Below are 16,813 nucleotides of genomic sequence, written 5' to 3'. Positions count from 1 at the left end.
AAATCCGGAACAATCCGCAAAAATTTTGCACATTATTTCCGAATCCGCCTGAAATAATTTGAAAAAGGGATTCTGAAATAATGTGCTAATTTACAATGAGGGATTGAAACGCTAGTTTTATAAGTGCTTTCGGAACGGTTTCGAGGATTTTTATCTTAACTATGAGGGATTGAAACTATACGAAAAATTGAGAGAAGTGATGGAGGGATCGGATTTTTATCTTAACTATGAGGGATTGAAACTGTTTGTGGCACAAAAAATTGAAAACGAGGAGGATTATTTTTATCTTAACTATGAGGGATTGAAACCAGATTTATTGCCTTTTGCTGCTTGAAATGCACCATAATTTTTATCTTAACTATGAGGGATTGAAACTTTAATTCATCTTCATTACCATAAACAAACAAATTTATTTTTATCTTAACTATGAGGGATTGAAACCCGTAAGTGAAGGAAAAAACGTTTGGGATGAATACGATTTTTATCTTAACTATGAGGGATTGAAACTCTTTGTTTATATTTCCGAATTTCTGTTTGTGTCTGTTTTTATCTTAACTATGAGGGATTGAAACACTGGTAAAATTAGTGAAAGCAAATGGGGTGTAACTGCTAGAAACGCTCGACTGAATTGAGACCAGTCGCACCACAAATAATGAGATCTGCATTTACTAGAGGGGCAACATGTTTGGCAACTTTCGCCTTTAGTGAGCCATGCGCCAGATGGGTTTCCACTTTTGTTAAACCAGCTTCCTTTGCTTCTTTTTCATAGCTTTCAAGCAGTCTTTTCCACGAACTTCAACTTCATCAATAATACCAGGAGCATAAGCAGAAACAGCTCCAAAACGGTCATCTAAAATGTGAGTAATAAATAAGTTCGCATCATTTCGCTTTGTAATGGCAATGGCTTTTTTAAATGCTAAATCCGCTTGTTCTGACCCATCAACGGAAACTAAAATGTTTTTGTACTTTAGGCTCATTTTCATGTATGAGTAAAATGTTTGTGGGAGGAAGTTAAGTCCTCTTTCAATTGGTTCAAGGGGGAGGAGCAAAATAGAGGCAAAAAGGACTCTCTTCCTGTAAGGTGATAAGTGTGACCATATCACACAGGAGGTCAGAGAGTCCTATGCAACAGTTTATCACAGGTGGGAAACATGAAGAGTTAGAAATGGAATTGTTTTCGATGTTGCAAAAAACTTATGGAGGAATGTTTCAACAGATATTGGAATGGCTCGATGAAGAGATAGCCAAGCAACGAGATAAAAAACGCTATTACCTAAAAGATAAACGAACAGTACGCCTTCAGACGTTATTTGGGGAGGTGGAGGTTCGGCGCAATGACTATTTGGATCGTGAAAAAGGCGATGAAGCACGTAGGAACAAAGGTAACTGAGTTGGTGCGAGGGAATATCCGTTATTTCGATCATTCGTCAGGAATGCCTATTTATCAAGCGTTAAAAGTATTGAAAGGGTTTTAAAAAAGCGAATAAGGCACAGGCAAGCAGGATGAGAAGGTTGGAAAACGCTTACATAAATTAAGTTATTTAAACCAAATATATCCAACGAATGAAAACATCAAAAAAATCTCCCACAAAGTCTTGATTCAATCTTTTCATACAAATTGATTGACAGGCTAATAGTTAAATGATTAAATAGTTTAATAGTTGAACTATTTAAAATTGGGGGCAGACAATGGATCGAAAAAAAATAGATGAATTGATCGAACGGTATATTAAAGTTTCGTTCATTGTAACGAAAAGAGCGGAAGAACTTGTAAAATGTGAAATTGATCCAGATATCACAAACGAACAACACTATCTTTTGCGCTATATCCATCAAAAGGAAAGGTGCACTTCAACAGAACTAGCTAATGTTTTTCGAGTGAACAAAAGCGCGATCACAGCGATGATAAATCGGCTTGTAGAGAAAGGATTTGTTCAGCGAATTCGCGATGAAAAAGACAGGAGGGTCATTTATTTGGCTTTGACTGAAAAAGGGAGCAATTTGTTTATAAGCACAGAAGAGAGAATTCATAAAGTTGTAGGATCGTTCATAACAAAATTTTCGGAGGACGAGATCGAATCGTTTATTCAAACCTATGAAAAATTGGCAAACATATTGCTTGAACTGGAGGTTGAGTCATGAGGGCAATCCTGAAAGGAAAATGGTTTGTACTCATTTTATGGCTTGTCGCTGTAATTGGCTTGCTCTTTATATCGCCAAACATGGAGGAGCTTGTGCGCGAAAAAGGGCAAATTACGGTTCCGGAAGGTTATTCCTCTTCGATTGCGAATGACATTTTAAAAGAAATTCAGAGCAAAGAGCATTCAGGAGATCTAATATCAGTCGCCCTTGTGCTGCATAATGAGGACGGGTTGACAAAGGAAGATTGGAAAGAAGCGGAACAAGCTGTAAAACAGCTTGAACAAAACAGCGAGAATTTACGGATCACAGAAATTGTTTCGCCTTTTCATCAAGAGGAGTTAAAGGATCAGCTTGTTTCAAAAGATAAAACCACCATCTTGACGTCAATACAAATGGAAAGAGACGGAAGAACGGCAAAAGAAATGACATCCGCTCTTTATAAAGTGATCGATAATATTTCATTGGAGCATTATTATACCGGCAGCTGGATCATCGATGAAGACGTAATTGTCAGCTCGCAGGAAGGATTGAAAAAAACAGAAGGCATAACAGTCGTGTTTATTTTGATCGTCTTGCTGATCGTTTTCCGCTCGTTTGTAGCGCCATTTGTGCCGATCTTGACAGTCGGCATTACATATTTGGCATCACAGTCAATTGTCGCCTTTTTAGTTGAAATGGTGAATTTTCCATTGTCTACTTTTACGCAAACATTTTTGGTCGCCATCTTGTTCGGGATCGGTACAGACTATTGCATTTTACTGTTAAGCCGTTTTAAAGAGGAACTTGGCAAACAAGAAAGCAGAAGTGAAGCTATTATAACAACCTATCGCACGGCAGGGAAAACAGTGTTTTTCAGCGGTTTAGCCGTTATGATAGGCTTTGCGGCGATCGGATTGTCATCATTTAAGCTTTATCAATCGGCTGCGGCAGTCGCTGTCGGAGTCGCCATCCTGCTGGTAGCACTTATGACGCTTGTTCCGTTTTTCATGGCTGTGCTTGGCCCGGTGTTGTTTTGGCCAGTTAAAGGAAATCTGGAACATAAACAGAGCAAGCTATGGGACTTTACAGGACGTTTTTCGTTTACCAGACCGCTTGTTTCTTTAATCATCGTAGGAATCATTACCCTTCCAGTGCTACTTTCCTATGACGGCAAGCTGTCGTTTAATTCCCTTCAAGAAATCGGGGATGATTACGACTCTGTCAAGGCTTTTAATATTATTTCGAAAAGCTTCAACCCAGGAGAAGCAATGCCGACAAAAATTGTGATCAAAAATGATGACAACATGAATAGGACGGAATATTTTGCTTTAATTGAAAAAATAAGCAGAAGCATCGAAAAAGTTGAAGGTGTCGAGACGGTCCGCTCAGTAACAAGACCGACAGGCGAACAGATCGACCAATTATTTGTGACTGAACAGGCGAAAACGCTGAAAGACGGAATTAGTCAGGGAAATGAAGGGCTTGAACAAATCAGTTCTGGTTTGAATGAAGCGAGCAAAGAGCTTTCTGCATCATCTCCGAAATTAAAACAAGCAACAGACGGTATTAAAACGCTCGTTTCCGGAACAAATGAATTAAAAGCTGGCGTCGGTGATCTTGAAAAAGGGCTTTCGCAAGTTAAACAGGGGGTCGAGAGCGGATCGATGGGTGCCGGTGACATAAAGAAAGGGCTTGAGACCGTTCAAAACAATGCGAAAAAGCTGCAATCCGGCGCAGAACAGCTTTTGAAAGGATATGAAACAGCTGGAAGCAGTCTACATTCATTGTTGAAACAATATCAACAAATGGAATCACATCTCGGTCAATTGTCAACACATTTATCCGGTATGAGTGAATCTTTAAATCGGATCGAACAACGACATCAGCAGCTTCAGCAGGATGCTGAGTATCAACAGGTGAAAATGGCAGCTTCCCAGCTTAGTGAACAAGCAAAACAAATAAGAAGCGGATTTCAGCAAATTAACGGAGCGCTACAGCGAGTGACAAGTGGAATAGAGCAGGCGAACCGTTCATATTCTGAATTACTTTCAGGTCAAAAAGCGCTCGTTAATGGAATGGGAGAGCTCATCAACGGGCTAGATCAGCTGCAAAAAGGGTTGGATAAGGCAGCGGTTGGACAGCAAACCATCATTTCAAAATTGCCGGAGCTGTCTATCGGCTTAAGCCAAGTCAACAATGGACAGGAGGAATTGCTGCAAGGTTTTTCTCAGCTGGATGGACAAATGAATGAGCTGATTTCAGGTCTTGACAAAAGTGTGGATGGCCTAAATCAAGTAGCCGAAGGTCTCGGTTATGCCGAAAATTACTTATCTGGTCTTTCTTCTTCAAATCAGGAAATGGTAGGCTGGTACATGCCGAAGGAATTGCTTGAAAGCAAAGAATTTGCGGCTGCGAAAGAAGTTTACTTATCGAATGACGGTAAAGTGGCAACCATTGATGTTGTTTTCAAGAAAAATCCATATTCAACTTCAGCGATGTATCAGCTTACTGAGGTCAAACAAGCGGTGGAGTTTGCCGTAAAAGACACGAAGCTTGAAAATGCGAAAATTGCCTATGACGGGGTTACTAGCATTTACTCCGACTTGAACAAGATTTCAGAAAACGACTACTCCCGCACAGTTGTATTGATGCTGATAGGTATTGCACTTATATTAATTGCATTGCTGCGCTCGTTTGTCATGCCGATTTATTTAATTTTATCGCTTATTCTAACGTATTACACATCAATGGCGGTGTCAGAAGTCATTTTCGTTCGCCTTCTTGGATACGACGGTTTGAACTGGGCAGTTCCATTTTTCTCATTTGTCATTTTAATTGCGCTTGGCATAGATTACAGCATCTTCCTTATGAACCGCTTCAACGAATACAGAGATTTGCCTGTCACAGAAGCGATGCTTTCAGCTATGCGTCATATGGGAACGGTCATTATTTCCGCCGCGGTCATTTTAGGCGGAACATTTGCGGCGATGCTTCCGTCCGGTGTTCTGTCACTAATTGAAATTGCCACAATTGTTTTAACGGGATTATTTTTATATGCTCTTGTTGTACTGCCACTATTTGTACCAGTGATGGTCAAAATGTTTGGTAAAGCGAACTGGTGGCCGTTTATGAAAGAGGAATAAGCGAAAAGGGGCTGTCCAAAAAGTGGTTTTTCAGTTTGAGCATTAAAAAATTAAAACCCAAGAATGCTATTATATCAACATTCTCGGGTTTTTAATTTGCAAACATAAACACTAAAATGGATTTTTTAGACAGCCCCTTATTTTCATTTGTGCTATGAGAGACTTATGCTATCAATGAAATGATGATCTCTGTTAATTGTGATGCTGCAAATATTCCCAATATCCTCTCTCTGAAACGATTTTATTCATTAATCCAAATTGTATATTTTATTCATTTCCCAGAATCATGTAAAATAGAATAGATGGTTTATTGGTAGAAGGAGGTGCTCTAGTGCCAACAATAAAAGATATCGCAGAAATGGCCAATGTTTCTCGGACAACCGTTTCCAGGGTTTTAAATAATTCTGGATATGTAAGTGATGAAGTGAGGAAGCGAATTTTAAAAATTATAGAGGAAACAGGCTATGTTCCTAGTGAGCATGCCAAGTCTTTACGTACGAAAAAAACAAAAGCCATTGGAGTTATTTTACCGAAAATTAGTACGGAAACATCGAGCAGGTTAGTAAGTGGAATTGATGAAGTGCTAGCAGAGAAAGGGTATCAAATTCTGCTCGCCAATACGAATTTAAATAAAGAAAAGGAAATTGAATTTATAAACCTTTTAAAGAGCCGACAAGTAGACGGGATCATTTTAACAGCAACGAATATAAATGACGAGCTTATCAACGAAATTAAACGGGTAAGCATGCCATTCGTTGTGATTGGACAAGAGATTCCTGGTGTTTCGAATGTATTATATGATGATTATCACGCAGCGAGAGCGATCATTTCGCTGTTTATTGAAAAAGGGCATCAAAAAATCGCCTTCATCGGTGTAGATGAATCAGACCGTGCAGTTGGGTATTGGCGCAAAAAAGGGTACTTAGATGTTATGAAAGAACACGGCTATTCAGTCGAGCCGGAATGGGTTCAGAAAGGCATCTTTGATATTCAGTCTGGATATGATGCGATGAAGAGAATCATGGAACAGTCTAAAATCCGCCCTACTGCTACTTTTGCGGTAACAGACCGATTGGCGATAGGGGCGATGCAATATTTAAAAGAAAAAGGGTATGCGATCCCAGCAGATATGGCACTTGCGGGTATCGGCGCATCCGAAATATCCCATTATGTTTCGCCATCGTTAACAACGGTCGATTATCTAAATGAAGAAGCAGGAAAGGCAGCGGCGAAGCTTATTTTAGACAAAATTTTAAAAAATGATTCATCCATAAAAAAAATCACATTAAATTATAGACTTTTAATCCGGGATAGTGTATGATTTATGTAACCGATTCCATATAGTTTTTTTCTGTATGTGGAATCGGTTACTCAACACTTTTTTATTTCGATGATGTGTAATCGGTTACACACAAAAAATGGATAAAAAGGAGCGAGAAAAATGTCAGAAAATCGGCAAATTGCTCAAGAAATCATTGAAGCCGTCGGGGGGAAGGACAACATAGTATCCGCTGCCCATTGTGCGACAAGATTGCGTTTAATGGTAAAAGACAAAGAAAAAATCGATCAAGTAAAAGTTGAAAACATTGAAAAAGTAAAGGGTGCATTCTTTAACTCGGGACAATTTCAAATTATTTTAGGAACAGGAACTGTCAATCGAATTTATGAGGAAGTGCAAAAATTAGGAGTAACAGGAATGACAAAAGGCGATCAAGCGAAAGAAGCGGCGAAAAGTGGAAATGCATTTCAGCGTGCAGTTCGTTCTTTTGGAGATGTGTTCGTTCCAATTATTCCAGTTCTCGTAGCAACTGGTTTATTTATGGGATTGCGTGGACTTGTCATGCAGGAGCAAATTTTAGCTTTATTTGGTTTAACACCTGATGATATTTCTCAAAACTTCATTTTATTTACGCAAGTGTTGACAGATACGGCCTTCATTTTCTTACCTGCTCTTATTGCCTGGTCAACATTTAGAGTATTTGGCGGAACACCAATCATCGGTTTAGTACTTGGTTTAATGCTAGTTAGTCCATCATTGCCAAATGCGTGGGCTGTTGCTGGAGGCGATGCAGAACCAATTAAATTTTTAGGCTTTATTCCTGTATTAGGTTATCAAGGTTCTGTTATTCCTGCCTTTATCGCTGGGATTGTAGGAGCAAAGCTAGAACAGGCAATTCGTAAGCGTGTACCAGAAGTGCTAGATTTAATTTTAACACCGTTTTTAACTTTATTAGTGATGATTACGTTGGCCTTATTCGTAATTGGTCCTGTATTCCATTCTGTTGAAGAAGTAATTTTAGCAGGTACAACAGCAGTGTTAGAATTGCCATTTGGCTTAAGTGGATTATTAATTGGATTCGTTCATCAAATTATCGTTGTTACTGGTGTTCATCACATTTTCAACTTACTTGAAATTCAACTGCTCGAGAAATTTGGCAACAACCCGTTCAATGCCATTATTACGTGTTCCATCGCAGCTCAAGGCGGTGCGGCATTAGCCGTCGGATTAAAAACAAAATCGAAAAAGCTAAAAGCATTAGCGTTGCCATCATCTTTATCAGCCTTTTTAGGTATTACAGAACCGGCTATTTTCGGAGTGAATTTAAGATTTGTCAAACCATTTATTATGGGATTAATTGGTGGTGCAACAGGTGCATTTTTGGCGTCCCTTTTCGGACTTAAAGCTACAGGTATGGCTATTACAGTGATTCCAGGTACATTACTTTACTTAAACGGTCAAATTTTACTGTATCTTTTCGTTAACCTCGTTTCCATCGGTGTTGCTTTTGCCTTAACATGGTTATTTGGATATACTGAAAAAATGAACGAACAAACGGAAAAGGGAAGCAATGTTGCATAATTAAGGCAAGTCACTGAGGCAAGTCTTTTGTACTTGCCTTCCTTTATTACATATGATACTAAAATGCTAGATTGGCAAAATGGACAGAAATATTGAAAAAAGGAGTTAAGTGAGCATGAAAAAAGGGATTATTAGCTTAGGCGAAGCACTTATTGATTTTATCCCATTAGATGAAACGAACTTAGTATATCAAAAAAGTCCTGGTGGAGCACCAGCAAACGTTGCGGTTGGGCTTGCTAGACTTGGGGCTAAATCGACCTTTCTCGGTAAAGTTGGCGACGATGTGTTAGGCAGATTTTTAAAAGAGACATTACAAAACTATGGGGTCAACGTTTCCTACATGTTGTTGACGAAGGAAGTTCGCACAGGAGCTGTTTTTGTCACACTTTCTGCGAACGGGGAACGGAGCTTCGACTTTTACATTGATCCAAGTGCAGACCGTTTTTTAGAAGAAGATGAGGTCAAAGAAGAATTGTTTACAGAGCATAAAATTCTTCATTTTGGATCGATTTCACTCATTAGTGAGCCTTCAAAGAGTGCGACGAAAAAAGCAGTAAGACTAGCCAAGCAAAACGATATGATCGTATCGTACGACCCGAATCTCCGTTTAAGCTTATGGAAAAATGAAGAAGAGGCACGAAATACCATTGTTTCGATGCTGAAAGAGGTAGATGTGTTAAAAATTTCTGATGAGGAACTGGAGTTTTTAACGAAAACAACGAATTTGGAGGAAGGAGTAGCCAGCTTACAGGAGTACGATATTCCGCTGATCATCGTTACACTTGGTGCAGAAGGTAGTATTCTCTTTACAAAAAGCGAGGCAGTTCAAGTACCAGCAATCAAAGTAAAGGCCGTCGATACGACAGGTGCAGGAGATGCGTATGTATCCGGTATTTTGTATTGTTTAGATCAATACGAAGGGGATATCCGTTCTATTTCAGTAGAACGGCTTGAATATATGGCACGCTTTGCGAGTGTTTCAGGTGGATTAGCGGCTTCTGTCAAAGGAGCGATGTCAGCATTACCTAGTTTCAAACAAGTGGAGGAAAAATTAGCGGAAAATTAATCAGCAAGGAGTTTCAACATGAAAACTGTGTATTCTAAACGAGAAAAAGAGCTGTTCCATCAAGCGTATCAAGAAGTTGACAAACATAAATACACCGTATCTCAAGACCCTTTTCGCTTACATTACCATATTATGCCTCCTGTCGGCTTGTTGAATGATCCGAATGGTTTCATTCATTTTAAAGGGGTTTACCATCTTTTTTATCAATGGAATCCATTCGCAACCGAGCATGGCTCCAAGTTTTGGGGACATTTTAGTTCAACAGATTTAGTGAATTGGGTCGAAGAGCCGATCGCCTTAGCTCCGAGTGAATGGTACGAAAAAAATGGCTGTTATTCTGGAAGTGCTGTCGAACATGAAGGAAAACTCATTCTTTTTTACACTGGGAATGTAAAAAATAAGGAAGGAAACCGCGAAACGTATCAATGTATAGCCATATCGGAAGATGGTCTTCATTTTCAAAAAAAGGGACCTGTTATTCATCTTCCGAAAGGGTACACGGCACATTTTCGTGACCCGAAAGTGTGGAAAAAGAAAGATACATGGTACGCTGTTATTGGTGCCCAAAGCGAGCGAGGGGAAGGAAGAGCTGTCCTTTATTCATCGAAGGATTTATTTACATGGAATCTCTTAGGACCTATTGCTGGAAGCAACTTAAATGGCCTTGGAAATTTCGGATTTATGTGGGAATGCCCGGATTTGTTTGAACTCAATGGCCATGATGTACTTATTGTTTCTCCACAAGGATTAAATCCTAAAGGATATTTTTACCATAATCTTTATCAAGCAGGTTATTTTGTCGGCCAAATGGATTATGAAAAGGCAGCATATAAACATGGAGAGTTTGTAGAATTAGACCGTGGCTTTGACTTTTATGCACCGCAAACAACATTAGATGAAAAAGGAAGAAGAATTTTATTTGGATGGATGGGTGTTCCAGAGGAAAATGAGTCTTATCATCCAACCATTCATTATCATTGGATTCATTGTATGACCATTCCACGTAAGCTTGAATTAAAAAACGGGAAGATTTACCAACATCCTGTTGAGGAATTACAAGTACTTCGAGACAAACAAGTGGCGTATCCGAATGTTCACCTGAATGGAAACACAATAGAGCTAGAGCAAGTAAAAGGGAAAGCAGTTGAAATGATGATCGATTCTATCACTAGCCATACAGCGTCCATTGAGATTTCTTTTAGAGGAACGGCACGATTTATTTATAACCCAATTGAAAAACTAGCAACCTTTGAAAGACAAAGTTTAAAAGAAAACAAAATGGAAAAAAGACACTGTCCTTTACATTCTCTTCATAAAATACACATTTTCTTGGATGCTTCCTCCTTGGAAATTTTCCTTAATGATGGGGAAGAGGTATTTTCCTCAAGAATATTTGGCAATCCTTCTGATGAAACGATTATGTTCTCTTCAAATGGAGATACAGGCTTTCATTTGAAAAAGTGGAATTTAAAGAAGATCTTTTAAGAGGCAAGTTCATAGGACTGCCTTTCCGGTTATATAGGAGAATATTTGTGGAATTTAAAATAGTTTCATCGATGTAGTCGTAAAGCATGCATTTGGTGTAGGTCCGGCTATGGCAGTCTTTTCGCTTAAAAACTCGGCTTTTGCCGGGTTTTTCTTTAATATTAAGAAAATTATTGACAATACCGTGAACATTTATTATGATGAAAACAAACAGATATGAATACGTATTCAAATCATAAGGAGCTTTTCATATGGTCTCATCAAAAGATGTGGCAAAACTTGCAGGAGTTTCTCAATCAACTGTATCTAGAGTGCTAAACGATCCTTCAAAAGTGAGTAAAGAAGCTTATGAAAAAGTAATGAAGGCTGTCAAAGAGCTGAATTATCGCCCAAATTCCATCGCCCGTTCCTTAGTAAAAAATAAAACTAAGTCGATCGCGCTTATTTCCGGACCACTCCATAATCCTTTTTTCGTTGAAACAACGGATGCGATCGTTAATTATGCAAAGGATCAAGGCTATCATGTAACCGTTTATTTTGAAAAATACGGCGATAATATGGCGGTATATGAAAAAGTGTTTAACCAAAATGTAGATGGAATTATTTTATCATCTATTTTATACGAAGACCCAATCTATGAGGAATTAGAAAAATTAAATATTCCATTTGTTATGTTTAACCGCAAGCATAAAAAAGGCGGGAATTTTGTAGAAATTAATAATTTTCAAGCTGGAAAATTTGCCGCCAAGCATTTAGTTGAGCTCGGTCACCAACATATCGCTTGGATTGGCGGATCGCTTAAAACGTCTACATTTTATGGAAGATACAAAGGTTTTATCGATCAATTAACGGAGATGGAAATAGCCATACAAGATTCTTATGTTCATATTACAGATACTAGTAAAGAAGCAGTAAAGGCAGCAACAGAATCCGTTCTTGCTTGTAAAAACAGACCAACCGCTATTTTTGCTGCAACAGATTCCATCGCCTTGTTCATAATGGACTATTTGCTTCAAAAAGGATATTCCATACCAGAAGATATTAGTTTAATCGGTATGGATAATGTAGGCTGGAGCAGTCATCAAGCATTCCAGCTTACAACGGTAGGAGCAAGAAATCAGCAAAACTTAGGAAGGATCGCCATTGAGCATTTAATCAAAATCATTCAACATTCTGATATACAAAACGAACCATTCCAGGTTACAGTTGAACCAGAATTGTTTATTCGTCGTACAACAAAAGCTATTTAAATTTGTTGTACCCTCTTTTTTCATTTGATTTTGAATACGTATTCAGATAATAAGAAAGGAGATTTTTATGAAATACTGCTTATTTATTGATGGTGAAGAAAGAATTCCGTTGAATACGTATGTAGTCAATCATCCTTATACAGGCGAGGCAATTGGCGAAGTGGCCGATTCAACCGAGGAAGAAATGTCTGCAGCCATCGAAGCAGCATCTAAAGCTTTCTCTGTTATGAAAACGCTATCTTCCAGGGAACGCGCCAACATTTTATATAGAGCTGCCGAAATATTAGAAGAGGAAAAAGAAGAAGCTGCGTCGATTATCACAAAAGAAGCGAGCAAGCCAATCGCTGCCTCTCGCATGGAGGTTGAACGCTCCATTCAAACGTTACAATTTGCAGCTGAGGAAGCAAAACGAATAGGTGGAGAGTATATTCCTTTAGATGCTGCAAAAGGCGGGGAAGGTAGAGATGCTTATACGATTTATAAACCAATAGGGGTCATCGGGGCTATTACTCCCTTTAATTTTCCGCTAAATTTAACGGTGCATAAAGTTGGACCTGCCATTGCAGCAGGCAATACAATTGTTGTGAAACCAGCCGAACAAACACCATTTAGCAGCTTAAAGCTGGCGGAAATATTAACACGAGCTGGACTCCCGAAAGGGGCCATAAATGTTGTTCCAGGAGATGGACCAAAGCTTGGGAAGGTGTTGATCGATGATGATCGAATTAAAAAAATCTCCTTTACGGGCAGCCCAATTGTCGGAAAATTAATAAAAAATCAAGCAGGATTAAAGAAAGTCACATTAGAGCTCGGAAGCAACTCAGCTCTTTATATTGATAAAAGCGTGAAAGATCATTTAAAGAAAATTGTGCCAAAAGCAGTCATTGGGGCTTTTTCCTATAATGGCCAAGTTTGTATTAGCACGCAAAGAATTTATGTTCATAAACAAATCGCTCAAAAATTTATCGATCTATTTGTGAAAGAAACCGAAAAAATTGTATTTGGAGATCCGTTTGATGAGAAAACGGTTGTCACAAGTTTAATTAATAAAAAATCACAACAACGGATTATGGAATGGATTGAGGAAGCTATCAATCGTGGTAGTAAAGTACTGACAGGTGGTGTCATGAAAGGAAATGGCATCGCTCCGACTGTTCTTCAAAATGTACCAGAAGATTGCAACGTTTCATGTCAAGAGGTTTTCGGACCAGTCGTCATCATAGATGAAGTAGAAAATGATTTAGAAGCATTAAAGAAAATGAACAATAGTGAATTTGGATTAAACGCTGGTGTTTATACAAATGATTTAACACAAGCTATGGAAATGGCGCATCAATTAGAGGTTGGCCAAGTGTTGATCAATGACGTTCCAACTACCCGTTTTGACCATATGCCTTATGGAGGGGTCAAATCGTCAGGATACGGATATGAAGGGGTGAAATATGCTATTAAGGAAATGATGCAAATGAAAATGATTAGCCTAAACTATCATATTTAGGTGTGTGAACGCAATGAGAGGGTTAAATATGAATGAAATCAAATCGATTAATGGAGAAATTTTGAAAATATATTATCCTTTTTTATTTTCAGAATGGACAGTTGAGTATAAAAGATTAGTCGGTCATCGAAAGGTAGACAGGCGCTTTCTACTGACAAATCTCGTAAAAGGAGAAACGTATTTTACTGATCATAGGTTTGATGGAGATGATCTCAATATTGATCACCACTGGGTTCTCCCGCAAGAGTTGGAGGTGGACAAAGCGCTAGAAGAAGGGAAAGAATTTTTAAGAAGATATTATATACACACTGTTCGCTCATGGAAGGTTCCGAAAATTCAATATATTCAATCATATCCTATATTCCTTTCGTATACCATCTTTAAAAAGAATGTCAAAAATAAACAAAAACTATTTATATATGAAGTATTATCAAAAAGCTCTGATGAATTAAAAAAATATGGAGAAATCAAAAACTTTCTTCAAACAAGGGGGATTTATTAAATGACTTTTTTATATGTCATTGCAGGTGTAATGTTGTCCACTTGGGCAGTTATGGCTTACATTTTGTTTGGTACAAAGTTTTTAAATGATGAAAAATAATTTATTGATGGGGGATGGTCAAAATGAGTAATGCAGTTGTTTTCTATTCGTGGATATTCATTGTTGTTTTTATTTTCCTTATGTTATATCTAGGATGGGTAGGAATGAAAAAAACGAAGTCTTCTGATGACTTTGCTACCGCTCGGTCAAGTTATGGTCCTTTAACCATTGCACTTGTCATTAGCGCAGGTATATCGAGTGGTTCTACGTTTATGGGAATGCCTGGACTTGCTTATAGTATTGGTACACCTAGCTTATGGTATCCACTTTTATATCCTGTTGCAACAGTATTTGGAATGCTATTTGTAGCAAAGGCTATTAAACAATACGGAGACAAATTTGGTACGCGGACGATTCCAGAATTTATAGGTGATCGCTACAATAGTGAATTTTTACGGATTGTTTTAACAATCATTTCCGTTCTATTAATCTTCTATGTTGTTTCCCAATTTGTCGCTGCTGCAACAATGTTCCAAACGATGATGGGGATTAAATATGAAGTAGGATTGTTAATTACCGGAGTTGTTTTAGCGATTTATGTATTCATGGGTGGTTCTCATTCAGATATTTTAACTGATGCGGTACAAGGTGCTTTAATGTTGTTAACAGCATTAGTTGTTGTTGTTTGTTTCTTTTTAGGTGTAGGAGTTGATGGTGGATTTAGCGAAATGATCCAGCTAATAAAAGAACGGAAGCCAGAAGGATCTTTTGATCATTTGTTTTTACCTGGTGACATTACGTACGGTTCAATTTGGCTTGTGTTATTACTGTTTATTGCTCACTTGCCATTTAGTGTTTTGCCTCATCTCGGAAATAAGTTCATGGCCGTTAAATCTACGAAAGATATGAAAAAGCTTTTAATGTATTGTACGATTTTTGCGACGGTTCTGCCGTTAATGGGATTAGGTGGAATGTTGGGAATTGCTGTAGTCGATCCGAGCGAGAATATTGCACCAGACCAAATTATACCAGTATTATTCACAGAAATATTCCCGCCATTTGTTGCAGCATTTTTTGCAGTCGCTGTATTATCTGCAGTGATGTCTACTTCAGATGGTTTAATCGTTTCATTAACGCAATTACTTGCAAATGATCTTTATCGCAAAACGATTGTTCCAAGAATCAATATTTCGCCAGAAAAAGCAGAGAAAAATGAATTGTTAATTAGCCGTTATTCTACGATTATCGTCATCATTGCCGGTATTTTATTCGCGTGGTCTCCACCTAAATTTTTATCCATCTTTATGTGGATCGGAATTGGTGGAATCGTTTCGGCTACAGCAGGACCTCTTGTTGTTGGGGCTTTATGGAAAAAAGCAACGAAAACAGGTGCTATTCTTTCCATGCTAGCAGGAACCCTTACTTATTGGTTTATCTACTTGCCATTCGGATTAGATTTTAAAAATCCGTTTGGTGCTGCTGGGTTAGGAGTATTAGTTGGGATTGTCGTCATGGTTCTTCACACATTGTTAGCATCAACATCAACGGTAACAGGAAATCAGGAGGAAAATATATATTTAAGTGATGGTTCAAAATAAGGAGGATATTGCATCATGAATCAATTTGTTTCACCGATTAAAATCATAACAGGTGAAGGTTCGATTGTTAAAATTAAAGACATTATTGAAGATTTAAACGCAAAAAGAGTCATGATCTTTGCCGATCCAGTCATTGTGAATATTGGGCAAACGAAAAAAATTGAAAGCATTTTAGACGAAAAAAAGATAGACTATAAGATTTACACGGAAATTAGTCCAGAGCCGCCATTAGAAGTAGGAGATAAGGCAGTTCAAGCTGTAAAAGAATTTCAAGCTGATTTACTGATCGGAGTCGGGGGCGGAAGCTGTTTAGATATTACAAAAGCATCTTCTGTATTAGCGAATCACGAAGGAAATGTAAAAGATTATTTAAACCTTTATGGTACAAAAAGTATCACAGAAAAAGGAATACCGAAAATTTTAATTCCAACAACAGCTGGAACAGGAGCTGAAGTGACGGATATAGCCGTCTTCTCTCTAAAAGATACGAAAGATGTCATAACTCATGAGCATTTATTAGCAGATATCGCAATCATCGATCCAGAGCTTACTTACACATTACCTCCTAAAGTTACAGCATCTAGCGGAATTGATGCTTTCACACATGCGATTGAAGCGTATACTTCCGTGAATGCAACTGAATTAACGGATGTATTAGCACAAGAAGCAATGAGAAAAATTAATAGTCATATTCGAACAGCAGTGTGGCATGGTGCGAATAAAGAAGCACGAAAAGAGATGGCTTGGGGAAGCCTTATTGCCGGTTTAAGTTTTTACAACGCAGGAGTTGCAGGAGTTCATGCGTTAGCATATCCTCTCGGAGGATTATTTAAAATTCCTCATGGAGAATCAAATGCCGTTCTCCTTCCATATGTATATGATTATATTTGGCCGGCTTGTTTGCCGAAAATGAAAAAAATAGCAGAAGTATTACAATTGCCAACCGAAAATAAACATGACCGAGAAATTGCTCTATCTGTTGTTCAATATTTACATGATTTAGTAAAAGATACAGGTCTTCCGACAAGCTTAAAGGAATATGGAATTCAAGAAAAAGATATTGAGATTCTTGCTCAAAATGGTATTGAGCAAAAACGATTGCTATCTAGAAGCCCTCGGCCATTTACGCTTGATGCGGTGAAAAGTATATATCAGGCGGCATATGAAGGGAAGCTAGCTTTAGGGCAATAAAAAATGGGCTGACTTATTCAACCCATTCAACCATAAGGCAGGCTCCATATTGAGTCTGCC

The 16,813-nt window shown here is 38.2% G+C and carries 14 protein-coding genes and 1 CRISPR repeat array; of the genes, 12 read left to right on the top strand and 2 right to left on the bottom strand.

Annotated elements, in window-relative coordinates; all coding sequences use genetic code 11:
• Nucleotides 1-146 precede the first annotated feature (146 nt).
• A CRISPR array of direct repeats spans nucleotides 147-572; the repeat unit is 30 nt; unit sequence ATTTTTATCTTAACTATGAGGGATTGAAAC.
• Nucleotides 573-609: 37 nt separating this feature from the next.
• Together J2S06_RS11225 and J2S06_RS11220 are read right to left on the bottom strand one after the other, a co-directional pair.
• Nucleotides 610-732 (bottom strand): hypothetical protein, encoded by a 123-nt coding sequence (locus tag J2S06_RS11225; protein ID WP_419152340.1) that lies wholly within the window; start codon nucleotides 730-732, stop codon nucleotides 610-612.
• Between the two features lie 5 nt (nucleotides 733-737).
• Complete coding sequence (locus J2S06_RS11220; protein WP_052659306.1) at nucleotides 738-983, bottom strand: universal stress protein; 246 nt, start codon at nucleotides 981-983, stop codon at nucleotides 738-740.
• Between the two features lie 140 nt (nucleotides 984-1,123).
• On the opposite strand from J2S06_RS11220, the gene J2S06_RS11215 reads away from it, so the two are divergent.
• The 12 genes from J2S06_RS11215 to J2S06_RS11160 all read left to right on the top strand — a co-directional run bounded on the left by J2S06_RS11215 (nucleotide 1,124) and on the right by J2S06_RS11160 (nucleotide 16,753).
• The gene (locus tag J2S06_RS11215) at nucleotides 1,124-1,390 is read left to right on the top strand and encodes a UPF0236 family transposase-like protein (RefSeq protein ID WP_419152339.1); all 267 of its coding nucleotides are present in this window, start codon (nucleotides 1,124-1,126) and stop codon (nucleotides 1,388-1,390) included.
• A gap of 299 nt (nucleotides 1,391-1,689) precedes the next feature.
• On the top strand, nucleotides 1,690-2,142 hold the full coding sequence (locus J2S06_RS11210; RefSeq protein ID WP_044747492.1) for a MarR family winged helix-turn-helix transcriptional regulator: 453 nt from the start codon (nucleotides 1,690-1,692) through the stop codon (nucleotides 2,140-2,142).
• Entirely contained in the window at nucleotides 2,139-5,264 is a 3,126-nt protein-coding gene (locus tag J2S06_RS11205; protein ID WP_419152338.1) for an MMPL family transporter, read from the top strand. Before J2S06_RS11210 ends, J2S06_RS11205 begins: the two co-directional genes overlap by 4 nt.
• Before the next feature lie 331 nt (nucleotides 5,265-5,595).
• Nucleotides 5,596-6,585: a LacI family DNA-binding transcriptional regulator gene (locus J2S06_RS11200; protein WP_419152337.1), complete on the top strand. Its 990-nt coding sequence runs from the start codon at nucleotides 5,596-5,598 to the stop codon at nucleotides 6,583-6,585.
• A 120-nt stretch (nucleotides 6,586-6,705) separates the two neighbouring features.
• A complete protein-coding gene (locus J2S06_RS11195) occupies nucleotides 6,706-8,124 on the top strand; it encodes a sucrose-specific PTS transporter subunit IIBC (RefSeq protein WP_419152336.1) in 1,419 nt (472 codons plus the stop codon).
• A 115-nt stretch (nucleotides 8,125-8,239) separates the two neighbouring features.
• The gene (locus J2S06_RS11190; RefSeq protein WP_419152335.1) at nucleotides 8,240-9,190 is read left to right on the top strand and encodes an aminoimidazole riboside kinase; all 951 of its coding nucleotides are present in this window, start codon (nucleotides 8,240-8,242) and stop codon (nucleotides 9,188-9,190) included.
• A 27-nt stretch (nucleotides 9,191-9,217) separates the two neighbouring features.
• Complete coding sequence (locus tag J2S06_RS11185) at nucleotides 9,218-10,675, top strand: glycoside hydrolase family 32 protein (protein ID WP_419152342.1); 1,458 nt, start codon at nucleotides 9,218-9,220, stop codon at nucleotides 10,673-10,675.
• A 251-nt stretch (nucleotides 10,676-10,926) separates the two neighbouring features.
• Nucleotides 10,927-11,925, top strand: coding sequence for a LacI family DNA-binding transcriptional regulator (locus J2S06_RS11180; RefSeq protein ID WP_044747497.1), 999 nt, complete (start codon nucleotides 10,927-10,929; stop codon nucleotides 11,923-11,925).
• Between the two features lie 67 nt (nucleotides 11,926-11,992).
• A complete protein-coding gene (locus J2S06_RS11175) occupies nucleotides 11,993-13,423 on the top strand; it encodes an aldehyde dehydrogenase family protein (protein ID WP_419152334.1) in 1,431 nt (476 codons plus the stop codon).
• A 28-nt stretch (nucleotides 13,424-13,451) separates the two neighbouring features.
• Nucleotides 13,452-13,925: a hypothetical protein gene (locus tag J2S06_RS11170; protein ID WP_419152333.1), complete on the top strand. Its 474-nt coding sequence runs from the start codon at nucleotides 13,452-13,454 to the stop codon at nucleotides 13,923-13,925.
• Nucleotides 13,926-14,128: 203 nt separating this feature from the next.
• Entirely contained in the window at nucleotides 14,129-15,562 is a 1,434-nt protein-coding gene (locus J2S06_RS11165) for a sodium:solute symporter family protein (protein WP_419152332.1), read from the top strand.
• 15 nt (nucleotides 15,563-15,577) lie between these two features.
• Nucleotides 15,578-16,753, top strand: coding sequence for an iron-containing alcohol dehydrogenase (locus tag J2S06_RS11160; protein ID WP_419152331.1), 1,176 nt, complete (start codon nucleotides 15,578-15,580; stop codon nucleotides 16,751-16,753).
• Nucleotides 16,754-16,813: the final 60 nt, after the last annotated feature.

It is taken from the genome of Bacillus alveayuensis, assembly GCA_030812955.1.
Taxonomy (GTDB): Bacteria; Bacillota; Bacilli; order Bacillales; family Aeribacillaceae; genus Bacillus_CB; species Bacillus_CB alveayuensis.
This window is presented reverse-complemented; position numbering and strand designations above follow the sequence as displayed.